Here is a 22,711-nt window from a genome sequence, read left to right as displayed (position 1 = left end):
AACGACTCTCCTTTGTTGTAGTTGTAGGAAGCGTCAAACGGTCAGTGATCGGTAGTTCAGGCGGTTGCGGGAATATCCTTCAGGGCGCTCAGGCAACGCTGCTCGGCGGTGTCGAGTTCGCGTTGCATCTGCTGGATGTCGAGCAGCTGACGCGCCAGATGCTCGCGGCGCTCGGCGATCTTTTCCAGAAAGTGGTCGAGCTGCTTGCGATTGCCGCCGGCCGGGTCGTAGAGGTCGATCAGCTCCTTGCACTCGGCCAGGGAAAAACCGATGCGCTTGCCGCGCAGGATCAGCATCAGCGTGACCCTATCCCGAGCACTGTAGATGCGTTCCTGGCCACGCCGCTCGGGCGCCAGCATGCCCTGTTCTTCATAGAAGCGAATGGTGCGGGTGGTGACACCCAGCTCCTGGGCGAGATCGGAGATGCTGTAGGAAACGCTCATGATGGGTAGCCAGTAAAAATTACCTTTACGTAAACGTAAGCTTGCAATTGCAAGGCTGTCAAATCAATCGGTAACCGCCTGACTGAAACGAAAAAGGCACGGCCATTGCGGCCATGCCTTTGATTGCTCAAGGCTGCGGCTTGCCGTCCCACGGCACGCCATCGAGAGGGCGGCGGCGCGCCATTTCTTCTTCATCGAGGCCTTCCCCGGCGCCTATATCGCCTTCGCTTACCACGCTCAGATCGCGGTCGGCCGGCATGTCATCGCCATGCTCACGTGGCGAGCGGGCGCCGGTATCGTCGATCAGGGTTTCCGGGCTTAGGTCATCCTGGCTAACGCCATCTTCGTGGCGGCCTTCGCCCAGGGTTTCGCCGCCGCTCTGCCCGGCTTCGCGGACGCGTTCGTCCGGATATTCGTGCTGCACTTCATCGGCCGGGCGACGGTCACCAATACGTCCCTCGCGCTCGTCCTGACGATCGCTGAAGTCGAGCTGCTCGATCGAGCCCATGCGATCCTCCATGTCGTCGATCTCTTGGGGCGTGGCAGATTGCTTGGATGTACTCATGATGGTCTCCACTGTGGGTCTATCTGGTGGACTCGCCCCACAGCGGGAAAATTCAGGGAAAGTGACGAGCTCACCCCTCGCCGACCAGCTGCTCGAGCGCCTCTTCGATCACACTGACATTGGTCGGCCGTACCAGGCGAGTGACCTCCACGCCGTCGCGCAGCAGCACCAGGGTCGGCCACAGCTTGACGCGCAACGAGCGGCCCAGCGGGCGCCCGCTGCCGTCCTCGATTTTCAGGTGCTGCACTTCCGGGTAATCCGCCAGCACCTTGGCGATCAGGGGCTGGGCAGCCTGGCAGTGGCCGCACCAGTCGGTGCCGAACTCGAGCAGGGTCATGCCAGGCATCGCCTGCACCTCGGCAGGTGTGGGGGCTGTGGCGTTATAGGAATTGCTCATGAAACCTCCTTGCCGATGGCAGAAACGAAACCGCCCCGTGCAGGCGGGGCGATCGAGAATTGCAGCGTATCAAACGCCGTCGCTGAGCTTCTTGGCGACTGGCTTGACCTTGTCGGCGATCTCGCCTTCCAGGCGGCTCACGGTATCAGTGATGCGGTCCACTTCGGGGCGCATCGAGCGAGCGTCTTCCATGATGCTCTTGAGCCGGCAGTGACCGCTCAGGCCGCGGGCCACCAGCATGCCACCAAAGGCCGCACGCACCAGGCCGAGCACGCCGCCACGCTTGAGGCCGCCACGGGCCATGACAATGCCGCTGCCGATGGAAAGCGCACGTTCCCAGGCCTGTACGTTACTGCTGCCGTGTTTATCAGATATGGACATCGCGTTCGCTCCGGTCGGTGATGGATATGCAACCGACTGATCAAAGCGATCCGACGTTCGCCTCCGCCGACAGGCGGATGAGCGGTTATGAACGAAAACGGCTGCCCATAGGCAGCCGTCGCGTACAGCGCCAGTCGATCAGACCAGAAAGGAAATGGCCCCGGTGATTACCGCCACGAAGGTGATGGCCAGGGACAGCAACACCGCCCACTTGACGGTGGACTTCTGGAAGTCGCCGATGTCCTTGTCGACCATGCCGACCAGCAATAGGGTGGACGCCACCAGTGGGCTCATCAGGTGCACCGGCTGGCCGAGGATCGACGCACGGGCGATCTCCAGCGGGCTGATGCCATAGGCAGCGGCGGCCTTGGCCAGAATCGGCACCACGCCAAAGTAGTAGGCGTCGTTGGACAACACGAAGGTCAGCGGCATGCTGGTGATTGCCACCACCAGCGGGAACAGGTGCCCCCAAGATGGCGGAATCATGTCGACGATGCTCTGGGCCAGCGCATCGACCATCTTGGTGCCCGAGAAGATGCCGGCGAATACACCGGCGGCGAACACCAGCAGCACCACGGTCATGGCATTGCCGGCGTGGGACAGGATGCGCTCTTTCTGGATGTCGAGTTGCGGGTAGTTGATCATCAGGGCGATCACGAAACCGACCAGGAACAGTACCGCGGCGTGGGCCAGGCCCATCACCAGAGCGGTCATCACCGCGACCACCAGCAGCAGGTTGATCCACACGAAGCGCGGGCGCTTGTAGGGCTGGTCGCCGAGGATTTCCTTGATATAACACTCTCCACCGCCGGTCTGCAGCTCCGTGTTGCCGATGCGTGCACGCTCCTTGCGACCCAGCATGTAGGCGATCAGCACCACGCACGCGGCACCAGCCGCCATGGTCGGCAGCAGCGGGATGAAGTAGTCGGAGGCGTCCAGGCCCAAGGCGGCGATGGCCCGGGTGGCCGGGCCGCCCCACGGTGTCATGCCGCTCATGATGCTCAACGAAAGCATCGATACCGTGGCGAGAATCATCGGGTTCATGCCGATGCGCCGGTACAAGGGCAACATCGCCGCGCAGGTGATCATGTAGGTGGTGGTGCCGTCGCCGTCCAGGGCCACGGTCAGCGACAGCAGCGCGGTACCGACCGCGATCTTCACCGGGTCGCCGTTGACCTTGTGGAGGATCACCCGGATCAGCGGATCGAACAGACCGGTGTCGATCATCAGGCCGAAGAACAGGATCGCGAACAGCAGCAACGCTGCCGACGGCGCGACCATCTTCAGGCCGTCGAGGATCATCTTGCCGGTGGAGTCGCCGAAGCCGCCGGCAATGGCGAAGACAATGGGGATGAAGGTGAGTGCCACGATGGGCGACATGCGCTTAGACATGATCATGTAGGTGAACACGACCACCATCGCCAACCCGAGTAGAGCGAGCATCTGAATTCTCTCTTGTATTGTTATTGAGACGTACAGCGGATGCCGCGCCGGTACGACCGGCGCGGCAGAATGTTGCAGGGCGCGTTACTTCAGTGGCGACTCCGAATGAGCAACCGCCTGCCAGCCGGGCTGCTGCTCGCCGCTAGGTGGCTGGGGACGCTCGTCGAGCACGGCGTGCAGCGTACGGCGGTCACAGGCGTTTTCGGAGAGCGACACCACCACGGTGGCTACCGCGTTGCTGGCCAGGCTGGTCAGCGCACGGGCCTCGGACATGAAACGGTCGATACCGATCAGCAGCGCCAGGCCAGCCAGCGGCAGGTCGTGCATCACCGACAAGGTCGAAGCCAGCGCCACGAAACCGCTGCCAGTCACGCCGGCAGCGCCCTTGGAGGACAGCAGCATGACGGCCAGCATGGTGACGACCTGGGTCAGCGACAGGTCGATGTTGCAGGCCTGGGCGATGAACACCGCGGCCAGCGACAGGTAGATGGCGGTACCGTCGAGGTTGAACGAGTAACCGGTTGGCAGCACCAGACCGACCACCGATTTGCGGCAACCGAGCGCCTGGAGCTTTTCCAGCATGCGCGGCAGCACCGGCTCGGTCGACGAGGTGCCGAGCACCACTAGGAATTCTTCGCGGAAATAGCGCAGCAGCTTCCACAGGCTGAAGCCGTACATCCGGCACAGGCCGCCAAGCACCACGAAGACGAAGAACGCGCAAGCGATGTACAGCGTCATGATCAGCTTGGCCAGGGAGCCCAGCGAAGTGATGCCGTACTGGCCGACGGTGAAGGCGATGGCCCCGAACGCGCCGATGGGCGCGAAGCGCATCAGGTAGGAAAAGATCTTGAAGACCATCTTCGAAGCGGCTTCGAGCACATCGAGCACCGGCTTGCCCGCTTCGCCGATCGACGACAAGGCGAAGCCCGACAGCACGGCGATAAACAGCACCGGCAGCACCTCACCTTCGGCGAACGCGCCCATGAAGGTGTTGGGGATGATGTGCATGAAGAACTCGACCACGCCGAGCTTGGCGGCCGAAGCGGTGAACTGGGACAGGCCTTCGGTGCTCAGCTTGCTGGGATCGACGTTCATGCCGACGCCCGGCTGGAACAGGTATACAGCACAGAGGCCGATCAGCAGGCTGACCACCGTCAGGACGAGGAACAGGCCCAGGGTCTTGCCCATCAGGCGACCCAGCGTGCTCTTCTCGGTCATGCCGGCAATACCGGTGACGATGGTGCAGAACACCACCGGCGCGATCATCATTTTCACCAGCTTGATGAAGGCATCACCCAGCGGCTTGAGTGCAGTGGCTTGCTGCGCCCAAAAGTGGCCGACAATCACGCCCAGCAGCACGGCGCAGAGGATCTGGAAATACAAGGATCTGACGAGTTTCATCAGGCATCACCCATTTATAGAAATTGTTCGGATGCGCAAATTTTCGTGCCGGCCGGCGATTCAGCCGGCCAGACGTTGCCCTTCCGGGGCGTGTACTTCTCCGGAAAACAGCCGGCGGGCGGTACGCACTACGGAGGCGCGGATCGTCTGGCCATTTTCACCCACGTACGCCAAGGCGACTTCGATCGACCCGCTGGGGTGCTCGATGCGTACGTGGCTCAGGCGCTCTGCATTGTCATCGAGCCCCAGCAGGTCAGCCGCCACGGTATTCGGGCTGACGCAGGCAGTCGCCAGGCCGATCGAGCCGGTGATCGCCAGGGCGCGATGACAGTTGTGAGGCATGAAGTAACGGACCTGAATGGTGCCGCCTGCCGAAGCAGGCGCCAGCAGGACCGGCTTCGGAATGACTTTTTCGCTGACATCGCCCAGGCCCATGGCCAGGCCCGCCTGCAGGCGGATCGATTCGAGGCGAGCGAGAAACGCCTTGTCGGCGTCCAGCTCGGCCGGCGATTCCTGGCCAGTCTTGCCCAGAGTTTCAGCATGCACCAGCACCATGGGCATGGCCATGTCGATGCAGGTGGTCTCTACGCCATCGAATACGTCGCGGGTGTTGCCGGTGGGGAACAGCTTGCCGGTCTTGCTACCCGCCGCATCCAGGAAGGTCAGCTCGATGGGCGCGGCAACGCCCGGTACGCCGTCGATGCGGGTATTGCCCGCGTAGGTGACCACGCCGCCTGGGGTCTGCACTTTCGAGCAGACGAAGGTGCCGGTGTTGAGATTGCGAATACGCACTTCGGTGGTTGCCGGGCCGGCCTTGACCAGACCCTGCTCGATAGCGAACGGGCCAACGGCGCACAGCATGTTGCCGCAGTTCGGCGCGGTATCCACACGACGCTGGGACACCATGACCTGCACGAACAGGTAGTCGACATCCGCATCCGGATGGCTGGACGGGCTGACGATGGCCACCTTGCTGGTCTGCGGGCTGCCGCCGCCGATGCCGTCTATCTCGAGTTCATGCCCCGCCCCCATGACCGACAGCAGCACTTCGTTTCGCTCGTCAATCGACTCAGGCAGGTCGCTTGCCAGGAAAACCGGTCCTTTGGAGGTACCTCCGCGCATGAGCACACAGGGGATTCGCATGACTTTCTCTCTTATACTGATCAATCAGGCCGATTGATGCCTTGAGCAAAAGAGTCACACGCCCTAACAATTCCATCAAATGCAAATATTGGAGATTTTGATGCGCGCAACGCATCACTAATTGCCTGAGAAGATTGAGTGAAGAAGCCGCTACGCTCATAAAAAATGGCGAATAAACAGGAAAATCAGCAGCAATATGTCGGTATAAGCTGATAACTTTTAGCAAAGCCCTGAAAAGATCAATGCTGTTTTCAGACGGAAGATCACCTCGGAAATAAGCCAAGCCGAAGGTCGGCGAGCTGGCTTCGACCACAAAATCGGCAGGATTTCGCTCAAAAAAAACGCCGCGAGATGCGGCGTTTTGTTAACTCCAAGGCCATTTCGTCGCCGGGCGCGGCCGAAATGGCTTTATCCAAGCGCATTCAGGTGGGCTTGTCGGCTCCGAGGGCGGTATAGCCAGGCCATTGCTTGAGCAGAGTCTCGACGAACTGCTCGGCGGCTGGCGACAGCGAAGAACCATGGCGACGCACCAGACCCAGGGTGCGGCTGATCACCGGATCGACCAGCGGGCGCTGTACCAGGATTGGGTGGTCCTCGACCGGCATCGCCAGACTCGGCATGGCGGCAATGCCCAGTCCCGCCTCGACCATGCCCAAGGAGGTGGACAAGTGCTGGACCTCGTAGAACCAGCTGGGGCGCCAGTCCAGATGAGCCAGACCGTGATCGAGCAGCACGCGGTTGCCGCTCAGCCGGCCAACACCGATCAGCCGGTAATCGCTTAGCTCGCGCCAGGCCACTTGCGGCTGTTCGGCCAGCGGATGATCGCGCCGGCAGGCGAGCACGAACGGCTCGTTGACCAGCGGCGTGAAGTCGATCTCGGCGTGTTGGCCGCTGAGCATGTTGATGCCGAAATCCGCCTCGCCGCGCAGCACCGCTTCCAGGCCCTCATGGGCGCTGAGGTCAAGAATACGGATGCGGATCTTTGGATACTGGCGGTTGAACTCGCGGATCACCGTGGGCAGAAAGTAGAACGCCGCCGTCGGGATGCACGCCAGCGTCACCTGCCCGGACTGGCGCTCGGCCAGCTCGCGAATGCCGAGAATCGAGCGCTCGAAATCGTCCAGCAGACGCCGCGCCTTGGGTAGGAAATCCCGCCCCACCGCCGTGAGGCTGACCCGCCGTGTGGTGCGATCGAGCAGCTGGGTGCCAAGCCCCTCCTCGAGCTTCTGCATGCGTCGGGTAAGGGCCGGCTGCGAAAGGTGAATGGCGTTGGCCGCCTCGTGAAAATTGCCGAACTCGGCGATCTTGACGAAAGCGCGCAGGTCCTGAAGTTCGTAATTCATGCAAAAAACCTATCAATCCATATTTTTATTTTTCAGCGCAGATTAGTGCATTAAACAACATTCGGAGCCTCGCGCCCAATCCGAGCGTACTACAGACGCATTAATGCAAATAATCAATCAATATAAAAAATATATGCAATTTACAAAACAAAACCCGATCACCACCATTTAAGGAAAGCAACAATAATCAGCTTTATTGCACTGGAGACATCATGCAAGCCATCCCCTGCGTGCTGATGCGCGGCGGTACCTCTCGCGGCCCGGTTTTTCTGGCCAATCACCTGCCCACCGATATTGCCGCACGAGACGAGTTGCTCCTCAACGTCATGGGCTCCGGACACGAGCTGGAAATCGACGGTATTGGCGGCGGCAGCCCGCAGACCAGCAAGGTCGCTATCGTCAGCACCTCCAGCCATCCTGACGCCGATGTCGATTACCTGTTCGTGCAGGTCATGGTCAACCAGCGCCGCGTCGACACCGCACCCAACTGCGGCAATATGCTGTGCGCCGTCGGTCCTTTCGCCATCGAACACGGCCTGGTCAACGCCAGCGCGCCGGTCACCCGCGTGCGCATCCGCAACCTCAATACCAATACGCTCGTCGACTCCGAAGTGCAGACGCCCAGGGGCAAGGTGCGCTACGAAGGCGACACCAGCATCGACGGCGTGCCCGGCAGCGCCGCGCCGATCAAACTGACCTTCCTCGACGCCGCGGGCGCCAAGACCGGCCAGTTGCTACCCACAGGCAAGGTGCGCGACCAGTTCGACGGCATCGACGCCACCTGCATCGACATGGCCATGCCGATGGTGCTGCTGCATGCCGAAGCCCTAGGCAAGACCGGCTACGAAACCCCGGCCGAACTGGATGCCGACAGCGAACTGCTCGAGCGTCTGGAGCGCATTCGCCTGCAGGCCGGTATCGCCATGGGGCTGGGCGACGTCAGCCAGATGGTGATTCCCAAGCCGGTGCTGCTCGCGGCGCCGCGCAAGGGCGGCACCCTGTCGGTCCGCTACTTCATGCCCCACAACTGCCACCGCTCGATCGCTGCCACCGGCGCCATCGGCCTGGCCAGCGCCTGCGCCCTGCCCGGCAGCGTGGCCTTCGACATCGCGCCGATTACCGGCGCCGCGCTGGTGCGCCTGGAGCACCCGGGCGGCGAGATCGAAGTGTCGCTGGCCCCTGGTGAAGACGCTCAGCCGCAGAGCATGCAGGCCTCACTGATTCGCACCGCGCGCCGCCTGTTCGCCGGTGACGTGTATGTGCCGCAGACCAGCAGAGGCACCCCTAACAAGAATTAACGCCAACGATCGCTTCACCCAACGAGTAAATAATAATGACAAGGAAGAATCTGTTTTACGTCTCGGTAGCCCCTGCTGCCGTTCTCGCCAGCCTGCCCCTGGCCGTCAGCGATGCGCTGGCCGAAGGCTTCTTCGAAGACAGCAAGGCCAACCTGGAGCTGCGCAACTTCTACCTCAACCGCGACTTCCGTGAGGGGCGCGGGCAGAACAAGCGCGAAGAATGGGCCCAGGGTTTCATCCTCAACATGGAATCGGGTTACACCAGCGGCACCGTCGGCTTCGGCCTCGACGCCCTGGCCATGCTCGGCGTCAAGCTCGACTCCTCGCCTGACCGTACCGGCACCGCGCTGCTGCCAAGCGACAGCAAAGGGCGACCTGAAGACGACTACAGCAAGCTCGGCGTGACCGCCAAGGTACGCGTCGCCGACAGCGTGCTGAAGGCCGGCACTCTGCTGCCGAAAATGCCGACGCTACAGTTCAGCAACAGCCGCCTGCTGCCCCAGACCTTCGAAGGCTGGCAGGTGCAGAGCAAGGACATCGAGCGCCTGACCGCCTCCTTCGGGCAGATCTCCCGCGTGGTGCAGCGCGACGTTTCGGGCTCCGCCGACCTGACACTGAACAACAAGAATGGCCGGTTCGGCGGCAGCCCGAGCAGCGACCACCTGCGTTTCGTCGGCCTCGATTACGCACTGACACCCAACACTCAGCTGAGCTACCACCAGGGCCAGCTCACCGACATCTACCGCCAGCACTTCCTCGGCCTGCAGCACACCCTGGCGCTTGGCCCGGGCAAGCTGAAAGCCGACCTGCGCTACTTCAACAACAGCGAAAGCGGCCAGGCGCGTGCCGGTGACATCGACAACCAGGTGTACAACGCGATGTTCACCTACAGCTTGGCCGGCCATGCCCTGGGCGTTGGTTATCAGCAGATGCGCGGTGACGAAGGCTTCACCTACGTCAACGGCGCCACGCCGTATCTGACCAACTTCCTGCAGCTCAACGACTTCGCCGGGCCCGACGAACGCTCCTGGCAGGTTCGTTACGACTACGACTTCAGCAAGGTGGGCATCCCCGGCCTGACCTTCATGACCCGCTATGTGCGCGGCAGCGGCATCGACCTGGCCGACGGCAGCAATGGCAAGGAATGGGAACGCAACACCGACCTTGCCTATGCGTTCAGCGAGGGCGCGCTGAAGAACCTTAAGGTTACGTGGCGCAATGCGGTGTACCGCAACAATTTCGCCCCCCGTGGAATGGATGAGAACCGCCTGATTCTGAGCTACGTCCTGCCGATCTGGTGATCCGGCGAACCACCTGCAAACAACTCCAATACAGGTAAAAACCCGATGAAACTGCTGAAAAATTGCCTTCTTCTACCCCTCGCCGGTGCCTTGCTGATAACCAGCCTGCAGGCCAACGCCGACCAGCCCAACCGCCCCGAGTGCATCGCCCCGAGCAAACCGGGCGGCGGCTTCGACCTGACCTGCAAACTGGCCCAGGCCGGCTTGAAGGACAACAAGATTCTCAAAACGCCGATGCGCGTGACCTACATGCCAGGCGGTATCGGCGCCGTGGCCTACAACGCGATCGTCGCCAACCGGCGCAATGATCCCGGCACGCTGGTGGCCTTCTCCGGCGCTTCGCTGCTGAACCTGGCACTGGGCAAATACGGCCGCTTCGACGAGAACGAAGTGCAGTGGCTGACCACCATCGGCACCGACTACGGCACCCTGGCGGTACGCGACGACTCGCCGTACAAGAACCTCGACGACGTGGTCAAGGCGCTCAAGAAAGATCCGAAAAGCATCGTCGTCGGCGGCGGTGGCAGCATCGGCGGCCAGGGCTGGATGAAGATTGCCCTGCTCGCCAAGGCCGCCGGCATCAACCCGAGCGAACTGCGCTACGCCGCCTTCGAAGGCGGCTCGGAGCACTACATGGCGCTGATGGGCAAGCACGTCGATCTGGTCACTGGCAGCGCCAGCGAAATCGCTTCGCAGAAAGGCAACAACATCCGCACCCTGGCGGTATTCAGCGAAGAGCGCCTGCCGGGCGATCTGGCCGAGATTCCGACCGCTCGCGAGCAGGGCTACGAGATCCAGTGGCCGCTGATCCGTGGCTACTTCCTCGGCCCGGATGTACCCCAGGAGCAGGTGCAGTGGTGGCGTGAGTCGTTCGCCAAGCTGGAATCCTCGCCCGAGTTCGAGCGCTACATGGTCGACCGCGACGTGCTGCCGATGTACGTGAATGGGCCGGAGCTGCAGGCGCTGGTCAAGAAGCAGGTCGCCGAGTACCGCGAGCTGGGCCGCGAGTTCGGGCTGGTCGAGTAAGCCCTCCGGGCACCTTCGTACTGCCGTAGCAGCGTCTCGAAGGTGCATGCGGCAGAGCCGCCCGGCTCTGCCCATGGAGCAAGATCCCTATGGAGCCTCCCCATGCAAGACCGCATTTTTGCAGGCGTCAGCCTGCTGCTTTGCCTTGGCCTGTCGCTGGCCGCCTGGAGTTACCACGCGCCCTTCTCCTATGAGCCAGTGGGCCCGCGAGCCTTTCCGCTGCTGCTGTTGGTGATGATCGCCCTGGGCGCCATCTACCTGCTGGTCAAGCCGTCGCACGCCAGCGCAGAAGGCACCGAGCCGGCGCTGGATCGTCACGTGATCCGCAAGATCGTGCTGTGCATCGTCGCCTTGACCATCTACGCGGCGCTGTTCGAGCTGGCGGGTTTCATCGTCGCCAGCACCGTTTTCGCCATCGCCATGGCCCGTCTGTACGAAGGCAGCTGGAAAGCCAGCCTGACCTCCGGCGTGCTGCTCACAGTGGGTCTGTACCTGCTGTTCGACAAGGCCCTCGACGTACCGCTGCCACTCGGCCTGCTTTCCAGCCTGGAGTTCTGACCGCATGGATACTTTCAGCTACCTGGGTCAGGGCTTCGGCGTTGCCCTGAGCCCCTACAACCTGTTCACCGCCCTGTGCGGCACCCTGATCGGCACCATCGTCGGCCTGCTGCCGGGCCTGGGTCCGATCAATGGCGTGGCGCTGCTGATCCCGATCGCCTTTGCCCTCGGCCTGCCGCCAGAAACCGCGCTGATCCTGCTCGCCGCCGTGTACCTGGGCTGCGAATACGGCGGTCGTATTTCCTCGATCCTGCTGAACATCCCCGGTGAAGCCTCGGCGGTGATGACCACTCTGGACGGCTACCCACTGGCCCGTCAGGGCAAAGCCGGTGTGGCCCTGTCGATCTCCGCCTGGAGCTCGTTCGTCGGCGGCCTGATGGCCACCTGCGGCGTGGTGCTGTTCGCACCGTTGCTGGCCAAATGGGCGGTGGCCTTCGGGCCGGCCGAATACTTCGTGCTGATGGTGTTCGCCATCACTTGCCTGGCCGGGATGGCCGGCAACAAGCCGATGAAGACCGCCATTGCCTGCTGCATCGGCCTGCTGCTGTCGTGCGTGGGCATCGACTCCAACAGTGGCGTGTACCGCTTCACCTTCGGCAGCCTGGGCCTGGCCGACGGCATCCAGTTCGTGGTGCTGGTACTGGGTCTGTTCTCGGTCAGCGAGATCCTCGTACTGCTCGAACGCACCCACCATGGGCAGAAGGCCATCGAAGCCAAGGGCCGCATGCTGTTCAACCTCAAGGAAGGTCTGTCGGTGCTGGCCACCAACCTGCGCAGCGGAGCGGTCGGCTTCGGCCTGGGCATCCTGCCGGGCGCCGGTGCGACCCTGGCCAGCGCCGTGGCCTACATGAGCGAAAAGCGCCTGGCGCACAAGGACAACAGGTTCGGTGACGGCGACCTGCGCGGCCTGGCCGCCCCGGAAACCGCCAACAGCGCCTCGGCCTGTGGCTCTCTGGTGCCGATGCTGACCTTGGGCGTGCCCGGCTCCGGTACCACCGCGGTAATGCTCGGCGCCCTGACGCTGTACAACATCACCCCGGGCCCGCTGCTGTTCCAGAACCAGCCGGATATCGTCTGGGGCCTGATCGCCTCGCTGTTCGTGGCCAACATCATGCTCATCGTGATGAACGTGCCGATGATCAAGATCTTCACCAAGATCCTCGCCGTGCCTTACTGGGCTCTGGTGCCGGCCATCGCCATCATCACCTCGATCGGCGTCTATGCCGTGCACGCCACCGCGTTCGACCTGTACCTGATGATCGGCATCGGCGTCGCCGGTTACATCCTGCGCAAGATGGACTTCCCGTTGTCGGCGATTTTGCTGGGCTTCATCCTCGGTGGTCTGATGGAGCAGAACCTGCGCCGCGCCCTGTCGCTGTCCAACGGCGACCTGAGCATCCTGTGGAGCAGCTCGATCAGCCTGGCCGTATGGGCGCTGGTGGCTATGATGATAGCCTTGCCCATCTGGCGTATATGGCGGGCCCGTCGCAAGACGGCGACACTGCAGAGCGCCAGCTGATACCTCATCGAATCAGGCTCCTCAGGGAGCCTGAACCGTTTTTGGAGCCGCCATGCATATCGTCATTCCCGATGATTACCAGAACGTCATCCGCACCCTCGACTGCTTCCCTACCCTGGCCGATCACCGGGTCAGCCTTTACCACGACGCCGTGGACGATGTGCAGGTACTCGTCGAGCGCTTCGCCGACGCCGATGCCCTGGTGCTGACCCGCGAACGCACCCGTATAGATGAAGCGCTGCTGGCGCGCCTGCCGAACCTCAAGCTAATCAGCCAGACCGGCAAGGTCTCCAACCACCTGGATGTCGAAGCCTGTACCCGCCATGGCGTGGCGGTGATGGAAGGTCGCGGCTCGCCGATTGCGCCGGCAGAACTGACCTGGGCGCTGATCATCAACGCGCGGCGCCAGCTGATCCCGGCCATGCAGGCGATGTACGCCGGCCAATGGCAGGTCAATATGGGACAGCGCCTCGCCGGGCAAACCCTGGGCATCTGGGGTTACGGCAAGATCGGCCAGCGCCTGGCTCGTTACGCCCAGGCTTTCGAAATGCCGGTATTGGTATGGGGCAGCGAAACCTCGCGGCAAGCAGCCGTTGCCGACGGCCACCAGGCCACCCCGTCGCGCGAAGCCTTTTTCGCCAGCGCCGATGTGATCAGCCTGCACCTACGCCTGGCTGCGGCCACCCGCCATCTGGTCACCGCCGCCGACTTGGCGCTGATGAAACCCAGCGCGCTACTGGTCAATACCAGCCGCGCCGAGCTGATCGCACCAGGCGCGCTGCTCGAGGCCTTGAACAAGGGCCGACCCGGTTTCGCCGCGCTGGATGTCTTCGAGCAGGAACCACTGAACGACCCCGACCATCCCCTGCTGCGACACCCTGGCGTGCTGTGCACACCGCACCTGGGCTATGTGGAGCGTGAGGGTTATGAGCTGTACTTCGGCGATGCTTTCGCCAACGTCCGCGCCTTCTTCGCGGGTGAAGACTGCGTACTGGCCAACCCGCAAGTCCGTACGCGACGCTGACGCTGATGACAACGCGCCAGGCGGCGCGTTGTTTCCCCCGCCGGCAGGCTATTCATACCTGGCGGCCTGCCGATGGCCTCTTTATATAAACGGCAACCAACAACTTGTGCTGTCGTATTGCCGCATCGCTCAGCGGCAGATATGGCAGTGGGCCAGCAACTTGATACCCCTCTTTATATATAGGTCGGGTAATGCACCAGTGAACCCACACGCAATATTGCAATGCCAGCAAGTAACATTGATTTGATATTGCTACTCCCCGCGCTTTCGAACTACTCGGCCAGCTTAGCGTCAGCCAAAATCATTCAGCTTGAGGGCACGAGGCTGCCGGCCCTGGCGGCCAGGCTTCTGCGCCTCTAGAGCGCCCCTCCACTGATACGCCAATGCCGTATACACCGAAAACTCAGCGGCAAAATTGCCATGTCTCTTGGCGCTTCCCTTTCATATATAAGCTCGACACTTCAAATCAATACCGCGCCGGCACGAACATTGCTGAGAATATATATGCAGGTCACAATTTAATCTGACTGTCATGCAATGACTTTAATGTCCGGGCGTCAGTAACAGCAGGTTGACTGAAAAACCAAGTGCCTGAGAAGGAGCAACTTTCACGCTAAATTATTGAATTATGGCTTGCCGGTCGCACTACGATGCAGCGCATCTGCCTCGAGTGCGCCAAGAACACGCACGGAAAAGTTCAGGTTTTTTTTGTAAAGCCAAGGGCCAGGAGTTTGGGGGCCGCCGGGGAACTTCTTACGAGAGCCGACAACCAATGACTCATGAAAAATGGCCGCAAGTCAATGCGATAGGTGACTGAGACACACTTCTCAGAGCGCCTCACCGCAATGTCGACCGGCCTTCCCCATCAGCAACAGACCCCGGGAAGGGATTTGGCACCATGAAACTCACCAAGATACTGACGGCTTCACTTGCAGGTTCGCTGTCTACAGCCAGTTGGGCAACAGACCCACAACATATCGACCTGGCTGGGTTCGAGTTCACGCCAACCCTCAACGTCGGCGAAAGCTACGACAGCAACTACCGCGGCCTGAACAAGGCCCGATCCTCCTGGGTGACCAGCATCAACCCGAAATTCCTGCTCAGCGCCGAGACGCGCAACACCGGCTACCAGCTCGAGTACGAAATCGACGACCAGAACTACCATTCCGACGACAAGGCCAGCCACACCGATCAGCACCTGCGTTTTCGCAGCATCATGGAATTCAACTCGCGCAACCGCTTGCGCTGGAACCTGGGCTATCACCGCGTCGAGGAAACCACCGACGTGCGAGACCCCGACAGGGACGAAAACGACAAGTACGACCGCGGCGTGGCCGGTGCCGTCTACACCTACGGTACCCAGACCGGGCTCAACCAGATCGACTTCGGCGTCAACTACGAGTCAATCCGCTATCGCAACAGCGGCGGTCTGAACGACGACCAGGACCGCGACAGCACCACCTTGAACTCCGTCTGGTACCACCGTCTGGGTGGCAGCACCCGCTCCCTGGTAGAGGTGCGCCATACCATCAACCAATACGTGCTCAGTGAGAGCGACCGCGACAGCACCGACGACGCCCTGCTGTTCGGCGCCACCTGGGATGCCACCGCCAAGACCTCCGGCACCGTGCGCCTGGGCGCCCAGCGCAAGAATTTCGACAGCAGCAGCCGCGAGGATTACACCAGCCCCATGTGGGAAGTTGGTTTGAAGTGGGAACCGCGCACCTACTCCATCGTCAAACTCGACACGCGTCGTTCTTTCGACGAAGGCGAAGATGGTGCCAGTACCGTTCAGGACACCACCACACGCCTGGGTTGGGAGCACGAATGGTCGGCCTTCATCCGCTCGGATCTGTTCTATCGCTACTCCGTACGCGACTACAAGGCAACCGACCGCAAGGACGACCGTACTGGCTACGGCTTGGAGTTGACCTACTCCCCGCTGCGCTGGGCTGATGTATCGCTGGGTTACCGCCACACCGACAACGATTCGAGCGTGCGGGAGAAATCCTACGACCGGGACATCTATCAGCTGTCGTTGAGCTTGAGCCTCTAACACCCGGGCTCCTCAACAGGGTGACGCTGGCGTCACCACCCTTATCAACCCTTTCCCGTTTGTCCTTGCAGGCGAGCGGCGGGCGCTCTTTTTCCAGCGCCTGGTATTCAAGTAACCATCAAGGAGTATGCGGATGTCAGTCCACCATCTGTTCAAAGCCTTCTCGCTGCTGCTGATGCTCGCATTCGCAGCAGGCGCACAGGCAAACCCGCAGTATCGGCTGAGCTCTGGCGACGTGATCAAGATCAGCGTCTTCGGTGAACCGGATCTGTCGTTCGAGGAAATCCGCCTCAACGACGCCGGCAACTTCTCCTACCCCTTCCTGGGGACGGTCGATGCCAAGGACAAGACCGCGGCAGACATCGAACGCATCCTCACCGAACGCCTGAAGGCCGATGGCTACCTGGTCGATCCGCGCGTCTCGGTCGCCGTTACCACCTACCGCGAGTTTTACATCAGCGGCGAAGTGAAGTCGCCGGGCGGCTATCCCTATCAACCCGGCCTGACCCTGGACCGTGCCATCGCACTGGCCGGCGGTCTGACCGAGCGGGCATCGACCAAGCGCATCACCATCTCACGCGGTAACGGCGAAAGCCGCGCCGAAGAAAAAGCCACGCTCGACACCCTCGTCAAGCCGGGTGACACCATCACCATCGATCAAGGGTTCTTCTGAATATGAACAGTCCTGCACGAACGATCCGACAGTGGCAGCCTTCGCCCTCGGAAGCAGATAGCGATTACATTGACCTGCGACGCATCTGGAATGCCGTATGGTCGCGCAAGTGGGCCATCATCCTGTTCGTCGTGGTGGTCACCCTGATCACCGCCATCGCCGTGTCCCGCATGACGCCGATCTACCGCGCAGTGGCATCGGTGATGATCGAAACCAAAGGCACCCAGCTGGTTTCCTTCCAGCAGGTGACCGACACCACTGGTGCCGTCAACGAATACCTGCAGACCCAACTGGGCCTGGTCAAGAGCCGCGTGGTTGCCGAGAAGGTGGTGCGTGAGCTCAACCTCACCGAGCACCCGGACTTCGATCCGCGCCAGCAGCCGCAACCGCTGATCAACTTCAGCGCCATCACCAATGGCATCCAGAGCGTGCTGTCATACACCGGCCTGGTGGACGCGCCAGAGCCGTCCGAGCCGATGACCGAAGCCGAGCTGATGGACATCGTGGTCAAGAACCTGATGGACCGCACCAACGTCTGGGTCGAGGGCAAGAGCCAGCTGGTCAACATTTCCGTCGACCTGCCTGATCGCCTGACCTCCGCCGCCATCGCCAACTCCATCGCCAGCAACTACATCGACAGCCAGCTCGATGCGCAGATGGAAATGTCGCTGCAGGCCACCACCTGGATGAACACCCGCCTCAACGAGCTGCGCACCTCGCTGCAGGAAGCCGAGAACCGTCTGCAGGCCTTCCGCGAAGCCGAAGGCCTAGTCGACGTCAACGGCGTGCAGACCATCAGCAACAACGAACTGTCGCTGACCGGTGACCGCATGATCGACGCCCGTCGCCAGCGTGCCGAGGCCGAGAGCCAGTATCGTCAGGTGCAGTCCATGGGCAGCGGCGACTGGCGCCGCCTGGCCAGTGTGCCGGCCGTACTGGGCAACCCGCTGATCCAACAGTTCAAGTCCGAAGAGGCCCGCGCCCGCGCCAAGGTCGAGGAGCTGTCGCGTCGCTACGGTGACCGTCACCCGGCCATGCTCGCCGCCAAGTCCGACCTCAGCGCCGCGACCGCCAGCCTGCGTGCTCAGGTTGAGCAGGTAGTGGCCAGCATCGAGCGCAACTACCAGTTGGCCGTGGCCAACGAGAACTCTCTGAATGCCTCGTTCGACAAGAACAAGGAGCAGATTCAGGACATCTCGCGCAAGGAATTCAAGGTGCGTGAGCTGACCCGCGATGTGGAAAGCAACCGCTCGTTGTATGAGACCTTCATGACCCGCCTGCGCGAAACCGCAGCGACTCAGGACGTCAACTCCAGCAACGCACGCATCATCGACAAGGCCGTTGCCCCGCTGACCCCAGCAGCGCCGAACCAGAAACTGCTGATCGTACTGGCTGCAGGTCTGGCCTTGGTATTCGCTGTGGCCTTGGCCATCGTGCGCGACATCCTGAGCAACACCTTCAAGGGCGTCGAGGACGTGGAGAACAAGCTGAACCTGCCGGTACTGGGCATCGTTCCGCTGATTTCCAACAACGCCAAGTACACCGCCGCGCACCTGTTCGAGCACGGCGAGGATCCACGCTTCTGCGAGTCGATCCGTACCATTCGCACCAGCCTGATGCTGGCCGACAGCAACCGTTCGCAGAAGGTTCTGGTGGTCACCTCCTCGTCGCCGGGCGAAGGCAAGAGCACCCTGGTGGCCAACATGGCGTTCGCCCTCAGCCAGCTGCAACGCGTATTGCTGATCGACGCCGACCTGCGCCGTCCGACCCTGGCCAAGAGCTTCGACTTCCCGGTCGGCACCCCTGGCCTGGCCAACCTGATCACCGGCAGCGCCAAGGTCGAAGAGTGCATTCACAACATGGGCACCAACCTGGACATGCTGCCAGCCGGTGCCGTGCCGCCAAACCCGCTGGAGCTGCTGGCCTCGCCGCGCTTCGCCAAGTTCCTGGACATGATCAAGGAGCGTTACGACCACATCATCATCGATTCGCCGCCTAGCCAGGCCGTGAGCGATGCCGTGCTGCTGTCCACCTTCGCCGATGCGGTGATCTACGTGGTCAAGGCCGACGGCACGCCAATCCCGATGGCTCAGCGTGGGGTTGGTCACCTGCTGCAGAGCGGTGCCTCGGTGATGGGCGTGGTGCTCAACCAGGTGGACGTGGAAAAAGCCGCTCGCTCCGGCGAATACGGCGGCTACTACGACCAGTACGGCTACAGCGAAGGCAAGGCCTGACAACGCCATGAACAACCAGCGCATGACAGCAGGAGGTGCCCGATGATCGATCTGCACAATCACCTGCTGCCGGGCATCGACGACGGCCCGGCAGACCTGCCGACCGCGCTGGACATGGCCCGCATGGCGGTCGCCAACGGCATCAGCCACGTGGTGTGCACGCCGCACATCCACATCGGCCGCTACGACAACGACAGCCGCAACATCGCCGAAACCTGCAGCCGCTTCAATGCGGCGCTGGAAAAGGCCGACATCGACCTCAAGGTCAGTGCCGCGGCTGAGGTGCGTTTCTGCGGCGAGCTGATGACCCGAGTGCTGGATGGCAGTATCCCGTTCCTCGGTCAGTGGGAAGGCAGGAAAGTGCTGCTGCTGGAGTTTCCTCACGGGGAAATGCCATTCGGCGCCGAACGCCTCACTCAATGGCTGCTGGACAACGGCGTGGTACCACTCATCGCCCACCCGGAGCGCAACAAAGCGCTCATGAACATGCCGAGCAAGCTCAAGCCGTTTATCGAGCAGGGCTGCCTGTTGCAGGTGACGGCTGCCTCTGCCGCTGGTCGTTTTGGCGAACGTGCAATGCACCTGGCTCACGAACTGCTGAGCAATCGTGTGGTCAGCATTATGGCGACTGATGCCCACAACCTGGATCACCGCCCTCCCCTATTACAAGAAGGTCTCCTGCAAGCCGCCCGGATCCTGGGCGAGAGAGAGGCCGAACGTCTGGTCATCGACACGCCTTGGCGCATCGCACACCAGCATTTCGCTTAGTTGACTGCCTGATAAACGCGTGCCTGTCGGTTCAGGCCGCAGGATTCGTATTTGTTGGAGGTTGGAAAACCATGCGTCGAGAGATCAGTTTCAGGGCGCAACCCTTTCAGCAGGCGCTGATGCGCCGCGAGACCCTGGGCACGCCCACCACCGCTGCAACCAAGGACATGTCGCCTCTCGTGCGTTTTCCGGAGGCCACTTACTTCATCGAAGATTTGCACGAGGATCGCCGCAAATGATTTCCAAACGGATCAATCCTGCCGAGAACCGCAGGGGACTCACGTTCTGGGGTCAATGGACCTGCGCCATTACTCTGGTCAGCATGCTGCTCTGCTACCTGGTCGTTCAGCGCTACGGCGACGTGCCCACCGAATATCGCCTGCTGATCGTCCTCACCGTGCTCGGCTCAGTACCGGCGTACGGCATGCTGCGCGTCTACCACAAGCGCTTCGGCTACCTGACCGGCCTGGCTCACCTGTTGGCTGGCTGGCTAACCCTACTGGCGGGCCTGTTGTTCATTGCCTACTTCAGCCAGAGCCTGGATCGCTTCTCCTTCGAGATCATGCGCGAGTGGGCGCTGCTGGGCTTCCTCGCTCAGGCCATCGCCTTCATTCCGCTGCGCTACTTCGCTCGTCTGCACTCGCAGAAGCTGCGCAACGAGCGCGTTTCGCTGATCATCGGCTCGGGCGAGAAAGCTCATGAGCTGGCCGAGCGCCTGACCGCCAACAACCGCGTGCCCCTGGTCGGCCTGATCGCCTCCAGCGACGACGCCCACACCCAGGACGGCCGCTTCCCGATTCTCGGCAAGCTCAAGGAGCTGCGTGACGTCACCGAGCAACACGGCGTGCGCCGCGTGTACATCGCGCTGACCCTGGACGAGATCTCGCACATCGAGAAGCTTTACATCGACCTGCTGGACATGAGCGTCGACGTAGTATGGGTACCGGACTTCGGCAGCATGCCGCTGCTCAACCAGTCGATCTCGCAGATCGAGCAGTTGCCGGCCATCTACCTCAACGAAAGCCCAATCAGCTCGCACCCGGCTGCGGTATTCAGCAAAGAGCTGATGGATCGCACCCTGGCCCTCCTGGCGCTGCTGGCCCTGAGCCCGGTGTTCATCATCGCGGCCATCGCCGTGAAGCTCTCCTCGCCTGGCCCGGTGTTCTTCCTGCAGCCGCGCCACGGCTGGAACGGCGGCGTGATCCTGGTGTGGAAATTCCGCTCCATGCGCATGCACGACGACAAGGCCGTCAAGCAGGCGACCCGCGAAGACCCGCGCATCACCCCGGTCGGCCGCTTCCTGCGCCGCACCTCGATTGACGAGCTGCCGCAGCTGATCAACGTGCTGCGTGGCGAGATGTCCCTGGTTGGCCCGCGCCCCCATGCCGTGGCGCACAACAACTACTACAGTGACAAGATCCTCGCCTACATGGCCCGTCATCGCCTCAAACCCGGCATCACCGGCCTGGCCCAGGTGACCGGTCACCGCGGTGAAACCGAAACCCTGGAAAAGATGCAGCAACGCGTGGAGAAGGACCTGGATTACATCAACAACTGGTCCCTGTGGCTGGACATCAAGATCCTGGTGAAGACGCCCTTCACCCTTTTCTCGCGCGACATTTACTAATGCGCCCGTTTGGCGCAGTAACGATTAACGTTAACTCAAGGAAAGTTTATCCATGAATATCACTGTCGTTGGAACCGGCTACGTCGGCCTCGTCACCGGTGCCTGTATCGCCGAGATGGGCAACACGGTTGTCTGCGTGGATGTCGATCCGAAAAAGATCGAGAACCTCAAGAAAGGCATCCTGCCGATTTACGAGCCGGGTCTGGAAACTGTGGTGGAAGAGAACTTCGCGGCCGGTCGCCTGCTGTTCACCACCCAGCTGACCGAAGCGATGGAGCAGTCGGACATCATCTTCATCGCGGTCGGCACTCCGCCCGGTGAAGATGGCTCGGCCGACCTGCGTTACGTCTTGGAAGTCGCCCGTCAGGTCGGCAGCCTGATGACCCGCCACACCACCGTGATCAACAAGTCCACCGTACCGGTGGGCACCGCCGACCTGGTTCGTGCCGAGATCCTCGAGCAGCTCGAACTGCGCGGCAAGACCATCAGCTTCGACGTGGTCTCCAACCCGGAATTTCTCAAGGAAGGCGCCGCGGTCGACGACTTCATGCACCCGGACCGCATCATCGTCGGCACCGACAGCGAGCGCGCTCGTCAGGTGATGAGCGAGCTGTACGCCCCCTTCATTCGCAACAACCCGCGCATCAAGTTCATGGGCGTGCGCGATGCGGAAATGACCAAGTACGCCGCCAACGCCATGCTGGCCACCAAGATTTCCTTCATGAACGAGATCGCCAGCCTCTGCGACCGCCTCGACGTAGACATCGAGAACGTGCGCCTGGGCATCGGCTCGGACCAGCGTATCGGCTACCACTTCATCTACGCCGGCTGCGGCTACGGCGGCTCGTGCTTCCCGAAAGACGTCAAGGCGCTGATCAGCATCGCTCACCAGAACGACTTCGAGCCCAAGCTGCTGCAGGCCGTCGAAGCGCGTAACGATCAGCAGAAGCAGTCGCTGTTCAACAAGCTGGCCGCCCACTTCGAAGGCGACCTCAAGGGCCGCACCTTCGCCGTCTGGGGCCTGGCGTTCAAGCCGGGTACCGACGACATGCGTGAAGCCCCCAGCGTGGTGCTGATCAACAGCCTGATCAACGCCGGCGCCAAGGTCAAAGCCTTCGACCCGATCGCCCGCGAAACCGCCGCCCGCGAGTTCCCGGAGCACTGGTTCAACGAAGGTCGCCTGCAGATCGTCGACGGTCAGTACGAAGCCGCCATCGATGCCGACGCCCTGGTGTTGGTCACCGAGTGGAAGCCGTTCCGCCGCCCAGACTTCAAGGCACTGAAGAAGCTGCTCAAGCAGCCGGTGATCATCGATGGCCGTAACCAGTACGACCTCGGCCAGGTGAACCGCGAAGGCTTCGACTATTACGGCATTGGCCGTAAACAAGTGAACGGCTGAGCCAACGCTGACATGGACGTCATCACCCACACCCCCTTGGCCCGACGCAACATGCGCGAGGCCATAGCGCTGCACTCCCCCTCTGCCACTGCCCGCCGCCTGGTTTTCGATC

21 protein-coding genes are annotated in these 22,711 nt (G+C 61.9%); 13 read left to right on the top strand and 8 right to left on the bottom strand.

Going from position 1 to position 22,711, the window contains the following annotated elements:
• Positions 1–56: 56 nt before the first annotated feature.
• From BM279_RS09180 to BM279_RS09145, 8 genes are all read right to left on the bottom strand, one after another.
• Complete coding sequence (locus BM279_RS09180) at positions 57–443, bottom strand: MerR family transcriptional regulator (protein ID WP_208604530.1); 387 nt, start codon at positions 441–443, stop codon at positions 57–59.
• Positions 444–570: 127 nt separating this feature from the next.
• A complete protein-coding gene (locus BM279_RS09175; protein WP_093503030.1) occupies positions 571–1,008 on the bottom strand; it encodes a phosphotransferase system, HPr-related protein in 438 nt (145 codons plus the stop codon).
• A gap of 70 nt (positions 1,009–1,078) precedes the next feature.
• A complete protein-coding gene (locus tag BM279_RS09170) occupies positions 1,079–1,405 on the bottom strand; it encodes a thioredoxin family protein (RefSeq protein ID WP_093503028.1) in 327 nt (108 codons plus the stop codon).
• Between the two features lie 69 nt (positions 1,406–1,474).
• Positions 1,475–1,786, bottom strand: a complete 312-nt coding sequence (locus BM279_RS09165; protein WP_093503026.1) for a YgaP-like transmembrane domain — start codon at positions 1,784–1,786, stop codon at positions 1,475–1,477.
• 138 nt (positions 1,787–1,924) lie between these two features.
• Positions 1,925–3,247, bottom strand: a complete 1,323-nt coding sequence (locus tag BM279_RS09160; protein WP_341864799.1) for a CitMHS family transporter — start codon at positions 3,245–3,247, stop codon at positions 1,925–1,927.
• 66 nt (positions 3,248–3,313) lie between these two features.
• Positions 3,314–4,630, bottom strand: coding sequence for a dicarboxylate/amino acid:cation symporter (locus BM279_RS09155; RefSeq protein ID WP_093503022.1), 1,317 nt, complete (start codon positions 4,628–4,630; stop codon positions 3,314–3,316).
• A gap of 60 nt (positions 4,631–4,690) precedes the next feature.
• Positions 4,691–5,773: a 4-oxalomesaconate tautomerase gene (locus tag BM279_RS09150; protein WP_093503020.1), complete on the bottom strand. Its 1,083-nt coding sequence runs from the start codon at positions 5,771–5,773 to the stop codon at positions 4,691–4,693.
• 422 nt (positions 5,774–6,195) lie between these two features.
• Complete coding sequence (locus tag BM279_RS09145; RefSeq protein WP_013790809.1) at positions 6,196–7,116, bottom strand: LysR family transcriptional regulator; 921 nt, start codon at positions 7,114–7,116, stop codon at positions 6,196–6,198.
• 212 nt (positions 7,117–7,328) lie between these two features.
• Between BM279_RS09145 and BM279_RS09140 the strand changes: the two genes are divergently transcribed.
• The 13 genes from BM279_RS09140 to BM279_RS09085 all read left to right on the top strand — a co-directional run bounded on the left by BM279_RS09140 (position 7,329) and on the right by BM279_RS09085 (position 22,599).
• A complete protein-coding gene (locus BM279_RS09140; RefSeq protein ID WP_093503018.1) occupies positions 7,329–8,414 on the top strand; it encodes a 4-oxalomesaconate tautomerase in 1,086 nt (361 codons plus the stop codon).
• 35 nt (positions 8,415–8,449) lie between these two features.
• Positions 8,450–9,715, top strand: coding sequence for an OprD family porin (locus BM279_RS09135; RefSeq protein ID WP_093503016.1), 1,266 nt, complete (start codon positions 8,450–8,452; stop codon positions 9,713–9,715).
• 45 nt (positions 9,716–9,760) lie between these two features.
• The gene (locus tag BM279_RS09130; protein ID WP_093503014.1) at positions 9,761–10,741 is read left to right on the top strand and encodes a Bug family tripartite tricarboxylate transporter substrate binding protein; all 981 of its coding nucleotides are present in this window, start codon (positions 9,761–9,763) and stop codon (positions 10,739–10,741) included.
• A 102-nt stretch (positions 10,742–10,843) separates the two neighbouring features.
• Complete coding sequence (locus tag BM279_RS09125) at positions 10,844–11,299, top strand: tripartite tricarboxylate transporter TctB family protein (protein ID WP_093503012.1); 456 nt, start codon at positions 10,844–10,846, stop codon at positions 11,297–11,299.
• 4 nt (positions 11,300–11,303) lie between these two features.
• Positions 11,304–12,818 (top strand): tripartite tricarboxylate transporter permease, encoded by a 1,515-nt coding sequence (locus BM279_RS09120; RefSeq protein ID WP_093503010.1) that lies wholly within the window; start codon positions 11,304–11,306, stop codon positions 12,816–12,818.
• 52 nt (positions 12,819–12,870) lie between these two features.
• A complete protein-coding gene (locus BM279_RS09115) occupies positions 12,871–13,842 on the top strand; it encodes a D-2-hydroxyacid dehydrogenase family protein (RefSeq protein ID WP_093503008.1) in 972 nt (323 codons plus the stop codon).
• 898 nt (positions 13,843–14,740) lie between these two features.
• The gene (locus BM279_RS09110; RefSeq protein WP_093503006.1) at positions 14,741–15,898 is read left to right on the top strand and encodes an outer membrane beta-barrel protein; all 1,158 of its coding nucleotides are present in this window, start codon (positions 14,741–14,743) and stop codon (positions 15,896–15,898) included.
• Between the two features lie 133 nt (positions 15,899–16,031).
• Complete coding sequence (locus tag BM279_RS09105) at positions 16,032–16,571, top strand: polysaccharide biosynthesis/export family protein (protein WP_027909509.1); 540 nt, start codon at positions 16,032–16,034, stop codon at positions 16,569–16,571.
• Positions 16,572–16,573: 2 nt separating this feature from the next.
• Positions 16,574–18,805 carry a GumC family protein gene (locus BM279_RS09100; RefSeq protein ID WP_093503004.1) on the top strand — a complete coding sequence of 744 codons (2,232 nt, stop codon included), beginning with the start codon at positions 16,574–16,576 and terminating at the stop codon, positions 18,803–18,805.
• Between the two features lie 42 nt (positions 18,806–18,847).
• Positions 18,848–19,573 carry a tyrosine-protein phosphatase gene (locus tag BM279_RS09095; protein ID WP_093503002.1) on the top strand — a complete coding sequence of 242 codons (726 nt, stop codon included), beginning with the start codon at positions 18,848–18,850 and terminating at the stop codon, positions 19,571–19,573.
• A gap of 71 nt (positions 19,574–19,644) precedes the next feature.
• On the top strand, positions 19,645–19,812 hold the full coding sequence (locus tag BM279_RS23365) for a hypothetical protein (protein WP_167363125.1): 168 nt from the start codon (positions 19,645–19,647) through the stop codon (positions 19,810–19,812).
• Positions 19,809–21,200 (top strand): undecaprenyl-phosphate glucose phosphotransferase, encoded by a 1,392-nt coding sequence (locus tag BM279_RS09090; protein ID WP_093503000.1) that lies wholly within the window; start codon positions 19,809–19,811, stop codon positions 21,198–21,200. The genes BM279_RS23365 and BM279_RS09090 overlap by 4 nt, the downstream gene beginning before the upstream one ends.
• A 52-nt stretch (positions 21,201–21,252) precedes the next feature.
• Positions 21,253–22,599, top strand: coding sequence for a UDP-glucose dehydrogenase family protein (locus BM279_RS09085; RefSeq protein ID WP_093502998.1), 1,347 nt, complete (start codon positions 21,253–21,255; stop codon positions 22,597–22,599).
• The last annotated feature ends 112 nt before the right edge of the window (positions 22,600–22,711 follow it).

The organism is Phytopseudomonas straminea, assembly GCF_900112645.1.
GTDB lineage: Bacteria > Pseudomonadota > Gammaproteobacteria > Pseudomonadales > Pseudomonadaceae > Aquipseudomonas > Aquipseudomonas straminea.
The sequence above is the reverse complement of the archived record's forward strand: the minus strand, read 5'-3'. Positions and strand labels throughout refer to the sequence as shown.

Excerpts from the sequence above, each read along its gene's own strand:
- BM279_RS09180 (WP_208604530.1), bottom strand. The coding sequence starts at position 443 with ATGAGCGTTTCCTACAGCATCTCCGATCTCGCCCAGGAGCTGGGTGTC.
- BM279_RS09175 (WP_093503030.1), bottom strand. The coding sequence starts at position 1,008 with ATGAGTACATCCAAGCAATCTGCCACGCCCCAAGAGATCGACGACATG.
- BM279_RS09170 (WP_093503028.1), bottom strand. The coding sequence starts at position 1,405 with ATGAGCAATTCCTATAACGCCACAGCCCCCACACCTGCCGAGGTGCAG.
- BM279_RS09165 (WP_093503026.1), bottom strand. The coding sequence starts at position 1,786 with ATGTCCATATCTGATAAACACGGCAGCAGTAACGTACAGGCCTGGGAA.
- BM279_RS09155 (WP_093503022.1), bottom strand. The coding sequence starts at position 4,630 with ATGAAACTCGTCAGATCCTTGTATTTCCAGATCCTCTGCGCCGTGCTG.
- BM279_RS09150 (WP_093503020.1), bottom strand. The coding sequence starts at position 5,773 with ATGCGAATCCCCTGTGTGCTCATGCGCGGAGGTACCTCCAAAGGACCG.
- BM279_RS09145 (WP_013790809.1), bottom strand. The coding sequence starts at position 7,116 with ATGAATTACGAACTTCAGGACCTGCGCGCTTTCGTCAAGATCGCCGAG.
- BM279_RS09140 (WP_093503018.1), top strand. The coding sequence starts at position 7,329 with ATGCAAGCCATCCCCTGCGTGCTGATGCGCGGCGGTACCTCTCGCGGC.
- BM279_RS09135 (WP_093503016.1), top strand. The coding sequence starts at position 8,450 with ATGACAAGGAAGAATCTGTTTTACGTCTCGGTAGCCCCTGCTGCCGTT.
- BM279_RS09130 (WP_093503014.1), top strand. The coding sequence starts at position 9,761 with ATGAAACTGCTGAAAAATTGCCTTCTTCTACCCCTCGCCGGTGCCTTG.
- BM279_RS09125 (WP_093503012.1), top strand. The coding sequence starts at position 10,844 with ATGCAAGACCGCATTTTTGCAGGCGTCAGCCTGCTGCTTTGCCTTGGC.
- BM279_RS09120 (WP_093503010.1), top strand. The coding sequence starts at position 11,304 with ATGGATACTTTCAGCTACCTGGGTCAGGGCTTCGGCGTTGCCCTGAGC.
- BM279_RS09115 (WP_093503008.1), top strand. The coding sequence starts at position 12,871 with ATGCATATCGTCATTCCCGATGATTACCAGAACGTCATCCGCACCCTC.
- BM279_RS09110 (WP_093503006.1), top strand. The coding sequence starts at position 14,741 with ATGAAACTCACCAAGATACTGACGGCTTCACTTGCAGGTTCGCTGTCT.
- BM279_RS09105 (WP_027909509.1), top strand. The coding sequence starts at position 16,032 with ATGTCAGTCCACCATCTGTTCAAAGCCTTCTCGCTGCTGCTGATGCTC.
- BM279_RS09100 (WP_093503004.1), top strand. The coding sequence starts at position 16,574 with ATGAACAGTCCTGCACGAACGATCCGACAGTGGCAGCCTTCGCCCTCG.
- BM279_RS09095 (WP_093503002.1), top strand. The coding sequence starts at position 18,848 with ATGATCGATCTGCACAATCACCTGCTGCCGGGCATCGACGACGGCCCG.
- BM279_RS23365 (WP_167363125.1), top strand. The coding sequence starts at position 19,645 with ATGCGTCGAGAGATCAGTTTCAGGGCGCAACCCTTTCAGCAGGCGCTG.
- BM279_RS09090 (WP_093503000.1), top strand. The coding sequence starts at position 19,809 with ATGATTTCCAAACGGATCAATCCTGCCGAGAACCGCAGGGGACTCACG.
- BM279_RS09085 (WP_093502998.1), top strand. The coding sequence starts at position 21,253 with ATGAATATCACTGTCGTTGGAACCGGCTACGTCGGCCTCGTCACCGGT.